22 protein-coding genes and 1 pseudogene are annotated in these 19,217 nt (G+C 55.3%); 9 read left to right on the top strand and 14 right to left on the bottom strand.

Annotation, left to right across the window (positions count from 1 at the left end; genetic code table 11):
• Positions 1 to 9 precede the first annotated feature (9 nt).
• A complete protein-coding gene (locus ACMGGQ_RS12945) occupies positions 10 to 972 on the top strand; it encodes an FAD:protein FMN transferase (RefSeq protein WP_420290125.1) in 963 nt (320 codons plus the stop codon).
• Here ACMGGQ_RS12945 and dcuR read toward each other — a convergent pair.
• Together dcuR and ACMGGQ_RS12935 are read right to left on the bottom strand one after the other, a co-directional pair.
• Positions 953 to 1,672 carry a two-component system response regulator DcuR gene (gene dcuR, locus ACMGGQ_RS12940; protein WP_262823584.1) on the bottom strand — a complete coding sequence of 240 codons (720 nt, stop codon included), beginning with the start codon at positions 1,670 to 1,672 and terminating at the stop codon, positions 953 to 955. The two genes, ACMGGQ_RS12945 and dcuR, sit on opposite strands and share 20 nt — an antisense overlap.
• A complete protein-coding gene (locus ACMGGQ_RS12935) occupies positions 1,669 to 3,285 on the bottom strand; it encodes a sensor histidine kinase (protein WP_048029384.1) in 1,617 nt (538 codons plus the stop codon). Before ACMGGQ_RS12935 ends, dcuR begins: the two co-directional genes overlap by 4 nt.
• A 165-nt stretch (positions 3,286 to 3,450) precedes the next feature.
• On the opposite strand from ACMGGQ_RS12935, the gene ACMGGQ_RS12930 reads away from it, so the two are divergent.
• Positions 3,451 to 4,314, top strand: a complete 864-nt coding sequence (locus ACMGGQ_RS12930; RefSeq protein ID WP_252073106.1) for an N-acetylmuramic acid 6-phosphate etherase — start codon at positions 3,451 to 3,453, stop codon at positions 4,312 to 4,314.
• A gap of 57 nt (positions 4,315 to 4,371) precedes the next feature.
• Here the strand turns inward: ACMGGQ_RS12930 and ompC are convergent, their stop codons facing one another.
• The gene (gene ompC / locus ACMGGQ_RS12925; RefSeq protein WP_420290124.1) at positions 4,372 to 5,514 is read right to left on the bottom strand and encodes a porin OmpC; all 1,143 of its coding nucleotides are present in this window, start codon (positions 5,512 to 5,514) and stop codon (positions 4,372 to 4,374) included.
• 284 nt (positions 5,515 to 5,798) lie between these two features.
• Between ompC and ACMGGQ_RS12920 the strand changes: the two genes are divergently transcribed.
• The 3 genes from ACMGGQ_RS12920 to ACMGGQ_RS12910 all read left to right on the top strand — a co-directional run bounded on the left by ACMGGQ_RS12920 (position 5,799) and on the right by ACMGGQ_RS12910 (position 8,449).
• Positions 5,799 to 6,500, top strand: coding sequence for a phosphohydrolase (locus ACMGGQ_RS12920; protein WP_420290123.1), 702 nt, complete (start codon positions 5,799 to 5,801; stop codon positions 6,498 to 6,500).
• Between the two features lie 61 nt (positions 6,501 to 6,561).
• The gene (locus tag ACMGGQ_RS12915) at positions 6,562 to 7,977 is read left to right on the top strand and encodes a DNA cytosine methyltransferase (protein ID WP_045908154.1); all 1,416 of its coding nucleotides are present in this window, start codon (positions 6,562 to 6,564) and stop codon (positions 7,975 to 7,977) included.
• Entirely contained in the window at positions 7,958 to 8,449 is a 492-nt protein-coding gene (locus ACMGGQ_RS12910; protein ID WP_262805072.1) for a very short patch repair endonuclease, read from the top strand. Before ACMGGQ_RS12915 ends, ACMGGQ_RS12910 begins: the two co-directional genes overlap by 20 nt.
• On the opposite strand, the gene yedA is transcribed toward ACMGGQ_RS12910, so the two are convergent.
• Positions 8,421 to 9,335, bottom strand: a complete 915-nt coding sequence (gene yedA / locus ACMGGQ_RS12905) for a drug/metabolite exporter YedA (protein WP_045908156.1) — start codon at positions 9,333 to 9,335, stop codon at positions 8,421 to 8,423. The genes ACMGGQ_RS12910 and yedA overlap by 29 nt on opposite strands.
• A 178-nt stretch (positions 9,336 to 9,513) precedes the next feature.
• Between yedA and ACMGGQ_RS12900 the strand changes: the two genes are divergently transcribed.
• The 3 genes from ACMGGQ_RS12900 (at position 9,514) to dgcQ (ending at position 12,460) form a co-directional block, all read left to right on the top strand.
• Complete coding sequence (locus tag ACMGGQ_RS12900) at positions 9,514 to 10,425, top strand: DUF808 domain-containing protein (RefSeq protein WP_008500306.1); 912 nt, start codon at positions 9,514 to 9,516, stop codon at positions 10,423 to 10,425.
• 78 nt (positions 10,426 to 10,503) lie between these two features.
• Positions 10,504 to 10,686, top strand: coding sequence for a YodC family protein (locus ACMGGQ_RS12895; RefSeq protein WP_023618677.1), 183 nt, complete (start codon positions 10,504 to 10,506; stop codon positions 10,684 to 10,686).
• Positions 10,687 to 10,759: 73 nt separating this feature from the next.
• On the top strand, positions 10,760 to 12,460 hold the full coding sequence (gene dgcQ, locus ACMGGQ_RS12890) for a cellulose biosynthesis regulator diguanylate cyclase DgcQ (protein WP_420290122.1): 1,701 nt from the start codon (positions 10,760 to 10,762) through the stop codon (positions 12,458 to 12,460).
• Here the strand turns inward: dgcQ and ACMGGQ_RS12885 are convergent.
• Together ACMGGQ_RS12885 and yodD are read right to left on the bottom strand one after the other, a co-directional pair.
• The gene (locus ACMGGQ_RS12885) at positions 12,445 to 13,245 is read right to left on the bottom strand and encodes a mannosyl-3-phosphoglycerate phosphatase-related protein (protein WP_229226087.1); all 801 of its coding nucleotides are present in this window, start codon (positions 13,243 to 13,245) and stop codon (positions 12,445 to 12,447) included. The genes dgcQ and ACMGGQ_RS12885 overlap by 16 nt on opposite strands.
• A gap of 301 nt (positions 13,246 to 13,546) precedes the next feature.
• On the bottom strand, positions 13,547 to 13,774 hold the full coding sequence (yodD, locus tag ACMGGQ_RS12880; RefSeq protein WP_013097742.1) for a YodD family peroxide/acid resistance protein: 228 nt from the start codon (positions 13,772 to 13,774) through the stop codon (positions 13,547 to 13,549).
• Between the two features lie 129 nt (positions 13,775 to 13,903).
• Here yodD and dsrB point away from each other — a divergent pair, with 129 nt between their 5' ends.
• Positions 13,904 to 14,092 (top strand): protein DsrB, encoded by a 189-nt coding sequence (gene dsrB, locus ACMGGQ_RS12875; RefSeq protein WP_008500312.1) that lies wholly within the window; start codon positions 13,904 to 13,906, stop codon positions 14,090 to 14,092.
• A gap of 102 nt (positions 14,093 to 14,194) precedes the next feature.
• On the opposite strand, the gene rcsA is transcribed toward dsrB, so the two are convergent.
• From rcsA to fliL, 8 genes and pseudogenes are all read right to left on the bottom strand, one after another.
• Positions 14,195 to 14,818 carry a transcriptional regulator RcsA gene (gene rcsA / locus ACMGGQ_RS12870; protein ID WP_008500313.1) on the bottom strand — a complete coding sequence of 208 codons (624 nt, stop codon included), beginning with the start codon at positions 14,816 to 14,818 and terminating at the stop codon, positions 14,195 to 14,197.
• Between the two features lie 287 nt (positions 14,819 to 15,105).
• Positions 15,106 to 15,898, bottom strand: a pseudogene (fliR, locus tag ACMGGQ_RS12865) (flagellar biosynthetic protein FliR); the annotation flags it as partial.
• A gap of 7 nt (positions 15,899 to 15,905) precedes the next feature.
• Positions 15,906 to 16,175, bottom strand: coding sequence for a flagellar biosynthesis protein FliQ (gene fliQ / locus ACMGGQ_RS12860; RefSeq protein WP_008500315.1), 270 nt, complete (start codon positions 16,173 to 16,175; stop codon positions 15,906 to 15,908).
• 9 nt (positions 16,176 to 16,184) lie between these two features.
• A complete protein-coding gene (gene fliP / locus ACMGGQ_RS12855) occupies positions 16,185 to 16,922 on the bottom strand; it encodes a flagellar type III secretion system pore protein FliP (protein WP_008500316.1) in 738 nt (245 codons plus the stop codon).
• Positions 16,922 to 17,296, bottom strand: a complete 375-nt coding sequence (fliO, locus tag ACMGGQ_RS12850; protein ID WP_028016024.1) for a flagellar biosynthetic protein FliO — start codon at positions 17,294 to 17,296, stop codon at positions 16,922 to 16,924. The genes fliP and fliO overlap by 1 nt, the downstream gene beginning before the upstream one ends.
• A 2-nt stretch (positions 17,297 to 17,298) precedes the next feature.
• A complete protein-coding gene (gene fliN / locus ACMGGQ_RS12845; RefSeq protein WP_008500318.1) occupies positions 17,299 to 17,712 on the bottom strand; it encodes a flagellar motor switch protein FliN in 414 nt (137 codons plus the stop codon).
• On the bottom strand, positions 17,709 to 18,713 hold the full coding sequence (gene fliM / locus ACMGGQ_RS12840) for a flagellar motor switch protein FliM (protein ID WP_008500320.1): 1,005 nt from the start codon (positions 18,711 to 18,713) through the stop codon (positions 17,709 to 17,711). The genes fliN and fliM overlap by 4 nt, the downstream gene beginning before the upstream one ends.
• Positions 18,714 to 18,717: 4 nt before the next feature.
• Complete coding sequence (gene fliL / locus ACMGGQ_RS12835) at positions 18,718 to 19,188, bottom strand: flagellar basal body-associated protein FliL (RefSeq protein ID WP_021241388.1); 471 nt, start codon at positions 19,186 to 19,188, stop codon at positions 18,718 to 18,720.
• Positions 19,189 to 19,217 lie beyond the last annotated feature (29 nt).

The following is a 19,217-nucleotide window of genomic DNA, read 5'->3' as shown; positions in this document are numbered from 1 at the left end:
ACTCCTGCCATGCCTGATAGCCATCGCGTTTACAGTTACTCCGCCGTCCTGATGGGGTCACCCATCCTCCTGAAGCTCTTCTCCCATGACGAAGCCCTCGCGTCCCGCGTGTTTCGCCTGATCAAACAGTACGAAGACCTGCTCACCGTCAACCGCGCGCACTCGCAGGTGATGGACATCAACCATGCGGCCGGCCAGCATCCGGTCACCGTCAGTCGGCCAGTGTTTGATCTGATCCGCTGTGCAAAAGCGGCAAGCCTCCTCAAGGAAAGCGCCTTTAATCTGGCAATCGGTCCGCTGGTGAAGCGCTGGAAGATTGGTTTTCAGGGGGACAGCGTTCCGCCTGCCGATGAAATCACGTCGCTGCTGGCAATTACCCGCCCAGAGGATGTTCTCCTTGATGAGGCCAGCAGCAGCGTGTTTCTGACCCGGGCGGGGATGGAGATCGATCTGGGGGCGATTGCCAAAGGCTATATCGCCGACAGGGTGCGGGATTACCTGCGTAAAGAGGGCGCTGAGCTGGGGCTGATTAACCTTGGCGGAAACATTCAGACCTTAGGCTCCCCGGAAGGGGGCTGGAGCGTTGGGCTGAAAAAACCGTTCGCCGGGGATGCGCTGATCGGCACGATGGTCGTCGAGAACCTCTCCGTCGTGACGTCGGGAACGTACGAGCGCTACTTTGAACACAACGGCAAACGCTATCACCACATTCTCGATCCGCGCACCGGGTATCCGCTGGACAACGAACTGGACAGCGTGACCATCATTTCAAAAGATTCCATCGACGGCGATATCTGGACCACGCTGATGTACGGCATGGGCGTGGAGAAGGGCTGCGCCGCGCTGCGTGCGCGTCCAGACATAGAAGCGATCTTTGTGACCAAAACAAAAGAAGTGGTGTTCTCTTCAGCACACCACTTCCGCTTTACCCTGCTGGACGATACCTACCGCGTTACTGGCAGTATTGCTTGAGCAGGCCCGTCTGCTCCGGCTGGAGACGGTAGCGATACACCGGACGCCCGGTGGCGCCGTAGTGAATGCTGGTGAACAGAATATTGATTTGCGCCAGCCAGATCAGATATTTGCGGCAGGACACGCGGGAAATATTGACCGCGTTTGCCAGGTCATCGGTAGAAAACTCCGTCTCCGGGTGTGCGTCAATCCACTGGCAAATCGTGCGCAGCGTTTGCGGCGTTAACCCTTTCGGCAGCTTTTTGCTGTCTGCCAGTTCCGGTGCCCCGCCGTGGATCAGACGGTCGACGTCCGCCTGCTCGTAATACTGATGCGACTCCATCAGGCTGTGCTTTGCCTTCCAGCCGTTCAGCGCCTCTTCAAAGCGTGGGAACTGGAACGGCTTTATCAGATAATCCACCACGCCATAATGGATGGAGGTCTGGATCGTGGCGGCGTCGGCGGCCGAGGTGATCATGATCACATCGATTTGGCGGCCGGATGCGCGAATGACGGGCAGCAGATCCAGCCCGTTATCCTGCTGCATATAGACATCCAGCAGCACCAGATCGACAGGATGGCTGGGGTCATTAATGATGGCCTCGGCCTGGTTTAGCGTGGAGGCGACGCCACAGCAGGTAAAGCCTTCAACACGGTTGACGTACAGACGGTTGAGGTCGGCCACCATGGCGTCATCATCGACAATTAATACATTTATCACGCGATATTCCTCTCGCTATCCCAGGGGATGTGAACAAAAAATTGGGTAAATACGCCGGGCTCAGACTCGACGCTGATATCGCCGCCAAGGTTCTGAATCTGCTGGCGAGCAAGGAACAGCCCAACGCCGCGGTTGTCGCCTTTTGTTGAGAAGCCCTTTGTAAAAATAGACTCCAGCTGAGTGGGATCAATGCCGGGGCCATCGTCGCTGACTTCACAGCTGAGCCAGCCATTCTGATAATGCAGCAGCAGGCCAATCTCACCTTCCTGCTGTCCTTCCATCGCGTCGAGCGCATTTTCAATGAGGTTGCCCAGCGCGGTGATCAGCACCGCGACCTGCTCTTCACTTGCGGTATCCGGAATCTGGCTTTCATCCGCCAGCGTCAGGGTGACGCCCGCTTCTTTCGCCCGGTTGATTTTACCCAGCAGGAACCCGGCTACCACCGGGGATTTTACCTTGCTCTGTATCGTACCGATATCCGTCTGGTAATGATGCGCCGTCTGCAGGATGTACTCTTCCAGCTTGTCGTAGCGCTTCATGTGCAGCAGGCCCAGGATCACATGCAGTTTATTCATAAACTCGTGTGTATGGGCGCGCAGGGCATCGACGTAATTCACCATGCCATCAATACGCTGCATCAGCTGGCTGATTTCCGTTTTATCACGGAAGGTGGTGATGGCACCGATCACCCGATCCTGGCTTTTCACCGGGACCATGTTGCACAGCAATAGCCGGCCGTTGCAGCTGATCTCCTGATCCTGGCGCGCGACGCCCGTCTTCGAGACGTCACGCAGGCTGGCCAGCAGGGGGGCGCTGGTGTTTTCGGTCTGCTTGCCGGACGGGAGAAGCAATATTTCTCTGGCGGTCTGATTGATCATCGTCACGCGCCCGTGAATATCAACTGCCAGCACCCCCTCACGAAGCGACTGCAGCATCGCCTGGCGTTGTTCGAACAGGGCGGAAATTTCGTAGGGTTCGAGTCCGAACAGGATGCGTTTCAGGACCCGCACCAGACCCCAAATCGCCATCGAACTCATAAAAATGCTGAACAAAATGGTCCAGACGGCGTTTAGCCGCCCGCGGGTAATCTGTTCTTCCACCTTATTGAGGGAGATACCGACCACCACCACGCCAATCTGCTCGTGCTGGCCGTCGTAGACGGGGGTAAATACGCGCAGCGCTTCGGCGAGCGCGCCCCGGTTAACCGATACGTTCTCTTTGCCTTCCAGCGCGGGCGTTAAATCGTCGCCGATAAAATGCAGCCCCAGCAGCGCCTCGTTCGGGTGAGAATAGCGGATCCCGCGCATATCGGTGACCACGGTGAACAGCAGATCGTTTCGTTTCGTCACCGCCTGGGCGATGGGCTGAATAATATTCTCCTGCGGCGCCTGCATCAGGCCGCGCTGTATCTCGGGGCTGTCGGCGAGGGTGCGGGCAATGCCGAGCGCGGTGTCTTTAACATCATCGCGTGTGGCGCGGGTGATCTGCACCGAATAGAGCGCAAAGACCACCAGCAGCACTGAGCCGATAATCGCGCATACCATCAGCGTGACCAGCGTATTGAGTTTCATGGGGCGCTTGCGCGTCGGAAGGAAAGGCTGCAAATCGCTCATCAATACTCCGCGATGATTAAGTAAGGGGGTAATTATCGCCGATGACGCGCTTTTCTTAAAGCCATGTAAAGGCGTGGATTTGGTCCTCTTTTCGTGACCCTCCTCGCAGGTCATCTATATAAAACACTTTATAGTGTGTGGGTACTCATAATAAGGAGGCTGTTTATGAGCATTCTGCTTACCGGTTCGGTCAAGGAAAGACGGCACGCCAGCACGATGAATATCGATCGATTGTCCACGCTGGACATGCTGAAAGTCATTCACCAGGATGATGCACTCATTTCTGCTGCACTCACCCCTTGCTTACCTGTGATTGCCCGCGCGGTGGATAACGCTGCCGCGACCCTCAATCACGGTGGCCGTCTGGTGATTGTCGGGGCGGGACCGTCTGGTCGGGTCGCGCAACAGGTTGCCGATGACTATGCGCCGGGCAAAACCCCCGTGGTGGCCGTCACGGCAGAAGAGGGGGAAGGGAGCTACGAGCGCGGCGTTGCCGATCTGCAGGCCATTAAGTTTGGTGAACACGATATGATGCTGGCCGTGACCGTCAGCGGAAAAACACCGTGGGTGTGGGGGGCAATGCGCCATGCATGGTCGCTGGGGGCGCCGGTCGCCGTTATTACCGGCGATGCGCAAAGTGAAGCCGCGCAGCTGGCGAGTATGGTTATTGCTCCCGAACTGGGGGCCGATGTGGTGGCAGGCTATCTCAACACCAAAGCGGGGATTGCGCAGAAAATGATCCTCTCGATGATCACCACCGGGCTGGCCGTTCGGACAGGGCGCGTTTACAGCAACCTGCGGGTGGATCTCGAGGCAAGCAGTACCAAATGGGCTGAACGGCAAATCGCCATTGTGATGGAAGCGGGGGGATGCTCCCGGGCGGAGGCAAAAGCGGCGCTGGAGAGCTGTAACCATCACTGTAAAACGGCGGTATTGATGGTGCTGACAGGGCTGGATGCGTGGAAAGCCCATGAACTGCTGGCGCAGAATAACGGGTTCATCCGCGTGGCGCTGCAGGAAGCGCCATAACACAGACCGCGAAGAAATAAAAAAGGCCGCAGATGCGGCCTTTGGTATTTTTAAAGATTAGAACTGGTAGGTCATGCCTACGCCAACGATGTCGTCGGTGGAAATACCATATGCGTCATACAGCGCTTCGTCCTGATCCAGCATGTTGATTTTGTAATCAACATAGGTGGAGAAGTTTTTGTTGAAGCTGTAGGTCATGCCCAGGTCGATGTAGTTAACCAGATCCTGATTGAATCCCTGACCGTCCAGGTCTTTACCTTTTGAGTAAACCCATGCCAGGGAAGGACGCAGACCGAAGTCGAACTGGTACTGTGCAACCGCTTCAAAGTTCTGAGTCTGGTTGGCGATACCAAAGTTGCCAATAGGTGTCATGTTGCGGGTTTCCGCATACATCATCGCCAGGTAGACGCTGTTAGCATCGTATTTTGCGCCAACAGTCCAGGCTTCGGCTTTTTCGCCACCCGCAAAACCCACACCTTCAAGGCTCTTACCGTAAGCTACCTGGTCGTTGGTACGATCAGAAGAAGAGTACGCCGCACCCAGGCTCAGGCCGGAGAGCTCGCCAGAGAAGTCATAGGAGGTAGACATACCGAAGCCGTCACCGTTCTGGAAGCGCACGTCTTTATGACCGTTTTTCGTACCTTCCTGATCTTCATTAGCGTTTGCACTTTCGTTAGCACCCTGATACTGCAGCGCGAAATTCAGACCCTCAACCAGACCGAAGAAATCGCTATTACGGTAGGTTGCCAGACCGTTGGCACGGCCATTCATAAAGTTATCGGTCCAGGTGTAAGAATCACCGCCAAATACCGGCAGCATATCAGTCCAGGCTTCAACGTCGTACACGACGCCGTAATTACGGCCATAATCAAATGAACCGTATTCGCCATATTTCAGGCCAGCGTAGGCTAGACGGTTAAAGGATTTGTCACCCGCGCCTTCGGTATCGTTAGCGAACGTTTTATATTCCCACTGACCGTAACCGACCAGATCGCGAGTAATCTGGGTTTCGCCTTTGAAACCAACCTGTACATAGGTTTCATCGCCATCATCACCAGGGTTGTCAGAGAAGGTATGACGCGCGTCAACCTTACCGTACAGGTCAACTTTGTTGCCATTTTTGTTATACATTTCAGCCGCATTCGCTGCGCCTGCCATTAATAACGCGGGTACCAGAAATGCCAGAACTTTTCTTTTCATTATATATTCCCTTTAAAGATAATTTATATGAATATATGTAATCACCCTCCGTAATTACAGGCTCGATACTATTCTATGGCTTGTGATTTAGTTTCAAAAATAAATGTAATTAAATTCGATGAAATATTTCAAATTATTTCTATTAATCTCTTTATTTTTCTTGTGAATTATTGGGACGGATTTATAAGGAGTAATTATTATTAAATATTTCCCAGCGCTATTTTTAAATTTATTTAATTTGGCTATGTTATAATTCACCTTCTTTTAAACAACAGGACATGATGATGGAACTGGCCCGGTGGCAGCATGGCTTTGAGCGCTGGCTCAAGGAAAATCACCAGAACGACGATACCGCACATGATATTTCGCATTTTCGTCGGGTGTGGATGACGGCGCAAAAAATCATGGTTCACCACACGGCCGAGCCGCGGGTGATTCTGGCCGCCTGCTATTTTCACGATATTGTCAGCCTGCCGAAAAACCATCCCGAACGCAGCCAGTCGTCACGGCTTGCTGCTCGCAAGACGAGCGAGATACTGCGCCGCGACTTCCCGGACTTTCCGCCCGAGCATATTGCCGCCATCGCGCACGCGATTGAGGCGCACAGCTTCAGCGCCGGCATTGCGCCGCAAAGTATAGAAGCCAAAATTGTGCAGGACGCTGACCGGCTGGAAGCGTTAGGCGCTATCGGCCTGGCGCGCGTTTTTGCCGTCTCGGGCGCACTGGGCGTACCACTATTTGACGCGGACGATCCCTTTGCCGATGCGCGTCCCCTCGACGACCGCGCGTTTGCCCTCGACCATTTTCAGACCAAGCTGCTGCGTTTGCCTGATACAATGCAAACGGACATGGGCCGCGAACTGGCACGTCACAATGCCGATTTCCTGATCCAGTTTATGGCGAAACTCAGCGCCGAATTACACGGCGACTGCCTCGGGCTGGATAGCCAGGTGCTGAGCCGCTTCCGTCGCAGTTTGCGCAACTGAACTGTGGTAATCTGTTCCCAGTCTTTACTCTCCGGTTAAAAGAATGCAGGAAAATCGATCAGTGACAGAGCCCGCGCCCGCGCAGGCTGAGAAATCAACGGCAACGGTGCAGGCCTTACTGCGCCAGCTGTTGGATATCTATGATGCTAAAACGCTGGCCAGCCTGCTGGTGGCGCACGGCGAGAGCCACTGGAGCCCGGCGATCCTTAAACGTCTGCTGACCAGCGAGCGAGCAGGGCGTCGCCTGAGTGAAGGCGAGTTTCGTTATCTGCAGAACCTGCTTCCGCGTCCTTCTGCCGCACACCCGAACTATGCCTTCCGGTTTATCGATCTGTTTGCCGGTATCGGCGGCATTCGTCACGGTTTTGAAGCCATCGGTGGACAGTGCGTGTTTACCAGCGAGTGGAACAAGCACGCCGTGCGCACCTACAAGGCAAACTGGTACTGCGATCCGCACGAGCATCATTTTAACGCGGATATCCGCGATGTGACCCTGAGCCATAAAAGCGGCGTGAGCGATGAACAGGCCGCCGAGCACATTCGTCAGACGATCCCGGCGCATGACGTGCTGCTGGCAGGCTTCCCGTGTCAGCCGTTCTCGCTGGCCGGCGTCTCCAAAAAGAATGCCCTTGGACGCGCCCACGGTTTCGCCTGCGATACGCAGGGAACGCTGTTTTTTGACGTGGCGCGCATTATTGACGCCCGTCGTCCGGCCATTTTTGTGCTGGAAAATGTCAAAAACTTAAAAAGCCACGACGGCGGGAAAACCTTCCGCATTATCATGCAAACGCTGGATGAGCTGGGTTATGACGTGGCCGATTCAGAGGACATGGGCGCGGACGATCCTAAAATTATTGATGGGAAACATTTCCTGCCCCAGCATCGCGAACGTATCGTGCTGGTGGGCTTCCGCCGCGATCTCAATCTGAAAGGCGATTTCACTCTGCGTGATATTCCTTCTCTGTATCCCGAGCGCCGCCCCACCGTGGCCGATCTGCTGGAACCCGTCGTCGACGCGAAATTTATCCTGACCCCGGTGCTGTGGAAATACCTCTACCGCTATGCCAAGAAGCACCAGGCGAAAGGCAACGGCTTCGGCTTTGGGATGGTAAACCCGAACGATCCGCACAGCGTCACCCGCACGCTGTCTGCTCGCTACTATAAAGACGGCGCGGAAATCCTGATCGACAGAGGCTGGGACAAGGCGCTGGGTGAAAAAGATTTCGACGATCCGCACAACCAGCGCCATCGCCCACGGCGCTTAACGCCGCGCGAATGCGCCCGGCTGATGGGCTTTGAGACGCCGCAGGGTTATCGTTTCCGCATCCCGGTGTCGGACACCCAGGCGTACCGCCAGTTTGGTAACTCGGTGGTGGTTCCCGCGTTCGCGGCTGTCGCAAAGCTGCTGGCCTCGCGCATCCGACAGGCGGTGGCACTTCGTCAGGGTGAGGCCGTCAATGACGGATGTTCACGATAAGGCGACGCGCAGTAAAAACATGCGTGCCATCGGCACGCGTGACACCGCCATTGAAAAGCGCCTGACCGCGCTGCTGACGCAGGCGGGGTTTGACTTCCGCGTGCAGGATCCCGCCCTGGCGGGACGCCCGGATTTCGTCATCGACGCCTGGCAGTGCATCATCTTTACCCACGGCTGTTTCTGGCACCATCACGACTGCTACCTGTTTAAAGTCCCGGCGACGCGCACCGATTTCTGGCTGGATAAGATTGGCAAGAACGTCGAGCGCGACAGGCGGGATCTGGCCACGCTGATGGCGCAGGGCTGGCGGGTGCTGATCGTCTGGGAGTGTGCGCTGAGAGGCAGATTAAAGCTGAACGATGCCGATCTGAGCGAACGGCTGGAAGAGTGGATCTGCGGCGGCGGCCAGACCGCGCAGATCGACACGCAGGGCATTCACCTGCTTACGGTTTCTCCACCTCGCAAGGCGTGACCACCGGTTTTGCCGGCAGCAGATATTTGCCCAGCGTGACCAGCACGACGGCAAACACGATGATCCCAAGAGCAATCCATTCCACAGGTGAGAGCGTTTCTCCCCCCAGTCCCGTTCCGAGCAGCACGGCCACGACCGGGTTGACGTAGGCGTAGCTGGTGGCGACAGCCGGAGAGACATTGCGGATCAGGAACATATAGGCGTTAATGGCGATGATAGAGCCAAACAGCGCCAGGTAGCCAACCGCCAGAAAGCCCGACAGCGGCGGCAGGGTCGTCAGCGTTTCTCCCGTCAGCGCGGAAGCCAGCAGCAGGACAATCCCCGCGGCAAGCATCTCAATCGCACCGGCCATCATGCCGGTCGGCAGTTCGATACGCGACCCGTAGACGGAACCCAACGCCCAGCTCATCGAGCCAATCAGGATAATCACCGCGCCCCACGGATTCCCGCTCAGGTTGCCGCCGCTGTTGAGCAGAACAATGCCGGCCAGGCCAATCCCAATCCCCAGCCATTCCAGCTTGCGGGTGCGGATGCCGAAAAGGCGGCTAAAGCAGAGGGTAAACAGCGGTACGGTGGCAACGACCACGGCGGCGATCCCGGACGGGACGTTCTGGTGCTCGGCAATCGTCACAAACCCGTTACCCACCGCCAGCAGCAGCAGGCCGATCAGGGCAGCATTCAGCATCGGGCGTAGCGGGGGAAGCTTATGCCCGCGCAGGAGCAGGAAGGCCAGCAGCAGGATGCCCGCCGAGAGGAAGCGAATGCCCGCCATCATCAGCGGCGGCCAGCTCTCCACGCCGATGCGAATGACAAAGTAGGTTGACCCCCAGATGATGTACAGCGAAAAGAGTGCCCCGATAAGCGGTAGCAATTGCCGGAAACGCATAATCCCTCACGACGAAATAAAAAGTTCGCTGATAGTAAACGCGAAAACTATCTCGCTGGCGAGCCCTTTAATTGTGTGGCAGATGTGAATTTTTTGTTGACGTAAGGTGCCTGTTTCCGGGTTGGCGCTTTTGCTCCATACTATTCACTTAATTACCAAAAAATGAAGGATTAAGATTTTGGCAGGAAGTAGCTTATTAACATTGCTGGATGATATTGCCACCTTACTGGACGACATTTCAGTGATGGGGAAACTGGCGGCGAAGAAAACCGCAGGCGTGCTGGGCGATGATTTATCGCTTAACGCCCAGCAGGTGAGTGGGGTGAGGGCAAACCGTGAACTGCCGGTGGTGTGGGGCGTGGCGAAAGGCTCCTTCCTGAACAAGGTGATTCTGGTGCCGCTGGCGCTGCTGATCAGCGCGTTTATTCCCTGGGCCATCACGCCGTTACTGATGATTGGCGGGGCATTTCTCTGCTTCGAGGGCGTGGAGAAGGTGCTGCACTCCTTTAGCGCGCGCAAGCAGAGCGATACGCCGGAGGTGCGCCAGCAGCGTCTTGAAGCGCTGGCCGCGCAGGATCCGAAAACCTTCGAGCGCGATAAGGTCAAAGGTGCTATTCGGACCGACTTTATCCTGTCTGCGGAAATCGTCGCGATTACGCTGGGCATTGTCTCTGACGCGCCGCTCCTGAATCAGGTCCTGATCCTCTCCGGCATCGCGATTCTGGTCACCGTGGGCGTGTATGGTCTGGTGGGGCTGATCGTCAAGCTGGACGATATTGGCTACTGGCTGGAGGAAAAATCGAGCGCGGTAGCAAGAGGCATCGGCAAAAGCCTGCTGGTGCTGGCCCCGTGGCTGATGAAGAGTTTGTCGGTGGTGGGCACGCTGGCGATGTTCCTCGTGGGCGGCGGAATTGTGGTTCACGGCATTGCGCCGCTGCACCATGCCATCGAACATTTCTCCTCCACGCAGGGGGCCGTTATCGCGGCGATTCTGCCTACGCTGCTGAATCTTGTGCTGGGCTTTATCATTGGCGCTATCGTCGTCGCGGCGGTGAAGCTGGTTGAGAAAATTCGCGGCACGTCGCACTAATTGTTACCCGCGGCAGGATGCAAAAAGACCATTCCTCGTCTAAATTGAAACAGTTTCACCCTGATACAGGAGGCAGGTATGGTCTTTTTGGTCAGTGATGAAGTTAAGCCTAAGAAGGGCGGCCCACGTATGATCGTCACCGGGTATTCCAGCGGAATGGTGGAATGTCGGTGGCACGATGGCTATAGCATCAAGCGGGAAGCATTCCGTGAAGATGAGCTTCAGCCGGGTGACGGGCAGCACCAGCGGGACAAGGCTTAATCACATAACGCCCGGCTTTGCCGGGCGTTTTTATCTCAGGTTTCGGGTAAAGAGCAGTAATCAGGGAGTGTGTGTGCAGCGCGATACCTTTGTTGTAAGACAAACTTTTTTGCAATGGCTGCATAAGCGTAGCAATCCGGGGCGGATTGTTAATCTCTGTTTTCTGATCGTTCTGGTGTTTTCCACGCTCCTGACCTGGCGTGAGGTGGTGGTGCTGGAAGAGGCGTACATCTCCAGCCAGCGCAACCATCTGGATACGGTGGCCAGTTCGCTGGACAGGCAGTTACAGAACAGCGTCGACAGGATGCTGTTGTTCCGCCAGGGCATGCATGATGCAATCGAGACGCCGCTGGCCTTTGATGTCTTACAGGATGCGGTGTCACGCTTTAATACCGTCCGCATGCTCCCCACCTGGCAACTTGCCGTTGATAAAAAGCGCACGCTTCCCCTTAACGGGGTCTCGGATGCATTCGTGGATAAAACCACCCTTCTGAACCGGGACGCTGAGCGCATCAGTCATGAAATTTCTGCCGCACTCGAAGTGGGGTATCTGCTCAGGCTGGCATCATCGAGAGCGCAAACAGAAGCGCGGGTGATCTACGTCTCTCGCGCCGGATTTTTCCTTTCCACGGATACGCCGGATCGGGCGGGCGATATTACCGCCCGCTATTATCATCTGGTCACGCAGTCCTGGTTTACCCAGCAGTCAGAACGTAACAATCGCGCGCGCGCCGTGCGCTGGTTTATCTCTACCCCTTCATCCTGGACCGGGGATGAACGCACGATCACCGCCAGCGTCCCCATCTATTTCGATCACTACTGGTACGGCGTCGTGGCGATGGACTTTACCTTAGACACGATGCAGCGTCTGCTGACCGACGCGACGGAAGACCGGACGGAGGGGGAGTATCAGCTGTACGATACCCGGCTTAATATGATAGCCACCTCTGCCCACGCGGGAAGCCTGGTTAACCATTTTGACGAACGCGAAACGGCGCAGATTGCCCAGGCGATTGAGCATGATACCGGCGGCGGGACCCGCCTCGGGAGCCGATTTATCACCTGGGAGCGGCTCGATCACTTCGATGGCGTCGTCCTGCGGATCCACACCCTGCATGAAGGGGTGCAGGATGATTTCGGCAGTATCAGTATCGTGCTGGCGCTGCTGTGGGCGCTCTTTACCGCCATGCTGTTGATCTCGTGGCTGGTGATCCGTCGGATGGTGAGTAACATGTACACGCTTCAGCACTCCCTCCAGTGGCAGGCCTGGCACGATCCGTTGACACGGCTCAATAATCGCGGCGCGCTGTTCGACCGCGCCAAATTGCTGGCGGAAACCTGCCGCCAGCAGGCGCTGCCGTTCTCGGTGATTCAGATCGATCTCGACCATTTTAAAAGCATTAACGACCGTTTCGGCCATCAGGCCGGTGATAAGGTGCTTTCCCATACGGCAGGCGTGATTGCCAGCGCGTTACGCAAGAATGATGTGGCCGGGCGCGTCGGCGGAGAAGAGTTTTGTGTGGTCCTTCCCGGCATTGGTCTGGAGGAGGCGAGAGGCGTCGCTGACCGCATTCGTTGCCGAATCACCAGTAAGGAGATCCTGGTGAAGAAGAGCACCACCCTGCGCATCAGCGCGTCGCTGGGCGTCAGCAGCGCGGATGAAACGGGCAACTACGATTTTGAACAGCTGCAGTCCGTGGCGGACGTCCGGCTCTATCAGGCTAAGCAGAGCGGGCGTAACCGGGTCGTGTGGCGGGATCAGGACAGGAAGTGATCCAGCCCCTCCTGCCAGCCTGACGGGCCGGTCTGTTGGGTGTGATAGACCCGCTCGGGGTTATCGTCCCGTAGCGTGATACCCTGGCGGTTAATCCCCTTGATGATCACCGCGAAGTCCATGCTGTCGAGCAGCGGCGCATCGTTAGGGCCATCGCCGAGCCCCAGCGTGGTGGGCTCGATCTCTTCCTGTTCGCGATACTGTTCAATCAGCCAGTTAACCGCCACATCTTTACCGCAGCGGGCGTCGAGAATATGCCAGAAGCGCGCCCCCTGCACACACTTCAGGCCGATGTATGCCAGCTGCTCTTCAAACTGGACCAATTTCTCGTCGGTATCGCGCCAGATGAGCGTGACGGAGGCTTCATGCTTGCGGGCAAGCGTCGAACGGTAGCGCGTCAGTCCGGTCCACTCGCTGATAACGTGCTCATCCACATCGTCAAAGGTGGTGAATTTAAAGCCCGTCTGCAGACGAATCTGCTCGATTCGCGGGCGAATATCCCGGTGCGTCATCCCCCGGATCTGACGCTGGACCTTGTCCCAGCGCACGTCAGGCTGTATTACCGCGCCGTTCTCGGCAATAAACGGCAAGCCTTCCAGCCCCAGATCCTGCTGAATATCCAGCATCTCTGCCGCGGTTTTGCTGCTGCAGAGAATAATCGGAATCTGGTTATCCTGTAGCCTGTCCAGCCAGGGCATTGCGGGTTGCCAGTCGTAGGTATGAATATCCAGCAACGCGCCATCCAGGTCAGAAAAAATCAGCAAGGTATCCCGCAGTGAAGGCATAGTGACTCCCGATGACGGTTGCGTTTCGTTCTAAGAAAATTCTTAAAAAATAACCGAATTGTTAACAGATGAAATGGGAACAATCCCTGGCAAACCCGCATTCAGCGTAAGTTATTGCTCATAACGAAAAGCATTATGTTAAAAATATTATATTCATCATAAGAATATATGCTTGTCAGACAAATTCGTTGGGGATAGTGTGGCTTGTACATCAGATTTCCTGGTGTAACGAATTTTCAAGTGCTTCTTGCATAAGCAAGTTTTGATCCCGGTCATCCCCATGACCGGGATTTTTTTCGCCCTAACGATTGGCTTCCGACACGCTAAAGTCGTGAATATCGAGCTCGAAGGCCTCCGCCAGCTCACGATAGGTGTGATAATCCCTTCCGTTAACAATGACGCGGTCCGAATTGTCGTCCGTCCTGCGGACTTCTGACTCGCTAATCTCATTGATGGCGGCCAGCAGGGCATCGACATCCACCTCGACTTCGCGCTTGATGGTGTCGCTGTACTCTTTATCGGTCTTCATTGCGGGGTTCCTCATTCAGCCGGGTCCATCGCTAAGTATAGACTGTAGATAAAAACGCCATTCACACCGGGCGGCGATGTGCGATTTTGCGTTTTGTTCTACACTGGCTCAAAACCAGAGGAGGAATGTATGAAGGTCAACGATCGGGTAACCGTTAAAACGGACGGTGGGCCGCGCCGCCCGGGTGTGGTGCTGGCAATTGAAGAGTTTAGCGAAGGTACAATGTACCTGGTATCACTGGAAGACTACCCGCTCGGCATTTGGTTTTTTAACGAACTGGGGCATCCGGACGGTATTTTTGTTGAGAAAGCAGACTAACACGGCGTCGGGTAGCATATCGCGTGCCCGACACCCTCTGCAGAAGCAAAAATCTCTGGCCAGGCCAGAGATCAAAGGTAGGGTGCACAGGGTCTTAAGCGACTAACGCATGTTGACGAAAATCCCGTTCGTCACATTATCGGTCAGGCGTACCACGTGGTAGATCACTTGCTTATTATGCGTTTTAATTTTCCGTTTAATATTTCCTTTGTGTGATGAAACGGTTTTCGCTTTAATATTCATCTGGTCGGAGATCTGAATAGTTCCTTGTCCCGCCATCCACATTCGCAGCATACTTGATTCAGTCCTGCTTAATGATAGGGTGGGTAAGTTAACCGCTCCTACATTTTTAACTTCTTTATTCAAATAATCACCCAAAATGTCATCCAGCGACTCGGGTTTAATCGATTTAGAACTGATCAATAAATTTTTACGGACCAACAAATACTCATCGAAATGGATATTCGCGATCGCCATAAAAACAATAAACAGGGTTTTTGGATGCTGATTAATGATTTGCTTAATGTGCTGACTGTTGGCTGGATCGTGAATGAAACAGTCCTCATTAATAAACACCACGCCTGGTTTTAGTTCGTCACAAGCGGCTGCGAGTTCGTCAACGGTGTGTGCATCGTTGATGTCTCTCTTTCTTACCCCTCTGCTTGCCAGGTACCCGGTTAACCCTAGCCGGGTGTAGCTGCATAAATCCATAATGATCGTTGACATGGCATACCCTCACTCAATGCGTAACGATAATTCACCATCTGCCTGAGAGCTCAAAACAGCCATACGGGATGGAAAAAAATAATAAACCTGTGAGCATGACAAAGACTTTCAGGCGGACTCACTATCCCGTAAAGTTACGTATAATTTGCCAGGAATCTTCTTAAAGTAAAGTAAATATTAAGTATTGTGAGGTGGTTAGAAACAATTAAACCGCGTCAGATATATCCTGGAAGATGTTTTTCGCGTTTTATTTTAGGAATATCCTCAGAAAGACAGTAGCAACAGTACGGTCTATTATTTACGAGGCAGTTCGCTGACAATATCCGCTAACAGGTTGAATATCTCGCCGAATAAATGTTCACAGAAGGGAGCGATAAGTGGCATCAGTAATGACATTAATAAAATTCCGACCGTCAGCGTCAACGGAAAACCAATGACAAACACCGAAAGCTGCGGCGCCATTCGGTTCAGTAAACCTAATGCCAGGTTGACGGTCAGCAGCAGGGTGATGATCGGCAGCGCCAGCATCAGCCCATTCAGGAAGATCAGCCCCGCGGCGCGGGTGAGCGCCAGGAAAGCGTTGCTGTTCACCGGGTTTTCGCCAATCGGCAGCGTATGGAACGTGTCCACCAGCATGGAGATAAGCCACAGATGGCCGTTGAACGACAGGAACAGCAGCATGGCGAGCAGATCGATAATGCGCGCCAGCACGGGCATGTTGAGATGACTGCCGGGATCGACAAACGTGGCGAACGATAACCCCATCTGCAGGCCAATCAGTTCCCCCGCGGTACGCACGGCGGCAAAAGCGAGCTGCATGGTAAAGCCGACGGCAACGCCAATCATCACCTGCTGCAGGGCGACCCACACCGCATTCGCCGAGAAGATCGGAATATCCACGGGAGGGAGAGACGGTGCGACGATAATGGAGATGATAATCCCCAGCCCCACTTTGACACGCTTGGGTATCGATTTCTCGCTGAGAATGGGGGCGGTGGAGATCAGCGCCATGATGCGCAGCATCGGCCAGAAGTAGACGCCGAGCCACTGAACCCACTGGTCGCTGGTGAAGTTCAGCATCGTCAGGTCAGCCGATGATGTACGGCAGATTGGTAAACAGGTTGCGCATATAGTCCAGCAGCAGGTTCAGCATCCACGGTCCGGCCACGATAATCGCCACGAACACGGCGATGATTTTCGGGATGAACGACAGCGTCATTTCGTTAATCTGCGTGGCGGCCTGCAGAATACTGATAATCAGACCGGTAACCAGCGCGACAAGCAGCAGCGGAGCGGCAACGGCAATCGCGATTTTCATCGCCTCCGTGCCCATCATCATGACCGATTCGGGTGTCATTGCCGTTCCTTAACTGTAGAAACTCTGCGCCAGCGAGCTGACCAAAAGCTGCCAGCCGTCGACCAGTACAAAAAGCATGATCTTAAAGGGCAGGGCGATGGTCGCGGGCGGCACCATCATCATCCCGAGCGCCATCAGGACGCTGGCGATCACCAGGTCGATAATCAGGAACGGAATAAAGATGGTAAAGCCGATCTGGAACGCGGTTTTCAGCTCGCTGGTCACATAGGCGGGCAGCAGAATACGCATGGGTACCGCTTCTGGTCCCTGCAGCTCGCCGGTGTTGGACAGGCGGGCAAAGAGGGCCAAATCCGCTTCGCGCGTCTGGCGCAGCATAAATTCCCGCAGCGGCTGCGCGCCTTTATCCAGCGCTTCCTGCATGGAGATTTTATCTTCGCTGAACGGCTGATAGGCGTCGGTGTAAATCTTATCGATCACCGGCGACATAATGAAAAAGGTCAAAAACAGCGCCAGTCCGAGCAGAACCTGGTTTGGCGGAGCGGAAGGGGTGCCGAGCGCGTTTCGCAGCAGACCAAAAACGATGATGATGCGGGTGAAGCTGGTCATCATCAGCAGGATAGCCGGAATAAACGTCAGCGAGGTGATGAACACCAGCGTCTGAACCGGAAGCGACCAGCTTTGGCCGCCGCCTGCGAGAGGGGTTGACACCAGACCGGGCAGTTGCGCATAGACCGCGGGAGCAAACAGGCCAACGCCCGCAAGCGTCAGGGATAACAAACGGCGCATCAGGATCTCCCGGAACGCTTAAGCAAACTCTTCATCACGGACTGGAAATCCGCAGGGGCCTCTGCACGCTCGTCCACCACAGCAGGGGCGGGCGGCAGCTTATGTAATACGCTGATGTTTGACGCCGTGACGCCCAGAACCAGACGCGCATCGTCCACCTCGACGATGACCACGCGTTCACGTGGTCCCAGGGTGGTGCTGGCGCTGACCTTCAGCCCGCGGGCGCCGGCAGTTTTCCCCGCCAGGCCAAAGCGCTTCGCCAGCCAGGCGGCGATAAGAATAAAGGCAATAATACCGAACAACGCCCCGCTCACCTGGAGCAGAGGTGAGCCGGGAACGGCAGAAGGTTGCGATAGTGTTGCCTGGGTTTTCATGCTTAACGGCTCAGACGACGCATACGTTCAGACGGGGTAATGATGTCGGTGATACGTACGCCGTATTTATCGGCTACCACCACCACTTCACCCTGAGCAATCAGATAGCCGTTGATCAGAATATCCAGCGGCTCGCCGGCCAGGCCGTCAAGGGCCACCACGGAACCCTGCGTCAGGCGCAGCAGCTCTTTAATGGTCATACGGGTGCGTCCCAGTTCAACGGTCAGCTTAACCGGGATATCCATAATCAGGTCGATGTCCTGCAGCGTGCCGCTGACATCACCGCCGCCGAGCTGCTGGAATACGGCATCCGCTGCGCTTTTGGCCGGGGTCGCTTTTTGCTCGTTTAACGCGTCAGCCCACAGATCGTCCAGTGCTCCGCTGTTTTCATCGGACGGATTGTTCATGTCACTCATTTGGGCTGTTCCTCATTCAGCGAATTCAAAATCGGGTTGATCAAGTGCTCAACGCGTAACGCATACTGACCGTTAATCGTGCCGTACTGGCTTGTCAGCACGGGGACACCATCCACATGGGCAATAATGCGGTCGGGTTTTTCTATCGGCAAAACATCACCGGGTTGTAATTTCAGGATCTGAGATAACCGCAGCGGGATATCGGCGAAGCTCGCCACCAGCTCAAGCTGCGAATGCTGGACCTGGCGGACCAGGTTTTCACGCCAGTTCTGGTCTTCGTTGCGGGAGTTCTCCAGCGGCGGGTTAACCAGCAGCTCGCGCAGCGGTTCGATCATGCTGAACGGCAGGCAGATGTTGAACTCGCCGGTCAGGTTACCGATCTCCACGTGGAACGGGGTGTTAACGACGATATCGTTCGGGGAGGTGGTGATATTGGTAAATTTCACCTGCATCTCAGAACGGACGTACTCCACTTCCAGCGGGTTAATCGCTTTCCACGCGTCGCTGTAGGACTCCAGCGCCAGCTTCAGCATGCGGTTAATGACGCGCTGTTCGGTGTGGGTGAATTCACGACCTTCTACTTTGGTCGGGAAACGCCCGTCGCCGCCGAACAGGTTATCCACCGCAATGAACACCAGGCTTGGGGAAAACACCACCAGACCGGTGCCGCGCAGCGGCTTCAGATGAATCAGGTTAAGGTTGGTTGGCACCGGCAGGTTGCGGGCAAACTCATGATACGGCTGAATGCGGATCGCACCGACCGTGATATCCGGGCTACGACGCAGCAGGTTAAACAGCCCCATACGGAACTGACGTGCAAAACGTTCGTTAATGATCTCCAGCGCCTGCAGACGTTCACGTACCACGCGACGCTGGGTATTCGGGTCATAGGGACGAATATCGCTATCGCCGCCGATACCCGGTTGCGGATCATCACTTTTATCGCTGTCGCCGTTGAGCAGCGCATCGATTTCTGCCTGAGAAAGAATACTGTCGCCCATGTCGTTACCGCAGAATGAAGGCTGTATACAGAACGTCAGTGACTTCCTGCTTAGGTTGGCCGTTTACCAGCGGGGTCGCCAGCGTTTGTTTAATGGCGTCGACCAGCTTTTGCTTACCCACATCGGTGGCCAGCGCCGAAGCGTCCTGACGAGAGAACAGCAGCAGAAGGCGGCTACGCACCTCCGGAAGATAATCATTCAGACGCGCGCGCGTGGCTTCATCCTTCAGGCGCAGTGTAATACCGACGTACAGCACACGATCCGCGTCACCGAGATTCACGGTGAAGGTGTCCAGAGGGAAAAATACCGGCGCCGGTGGCGGTGCAGGTTCGGCTTTGGCCGCAGCGGTCGAAGGTTCCTGCTGCATACGCCAGTAACTATAGCCCGCGGTAGCGCAGGCGGCGAGCGTGATCAACACCAGCAGCGGGATCCAGATGGAACGCTTACTTTTTTTGGTGATAGCGGAGTCAGTCATCTGATACGAGCTTCCTGTTTCGGTACAGC

This window comes from Enterobacter sp. BNK-13, from assembly GCF_048685015.1.
Classification (GTDB): Bacteria; Pseudomonadota; Gammaproteobacteria; order Enterobacterales; family Enterobacteriaceae; genus Enterobacter; species Enterobacter quasiroggenkampii.
Note: the sequence above shows the minus strand (reverse complement) of the source record. Positions and strands in the feature narration are given on the sequence as shown.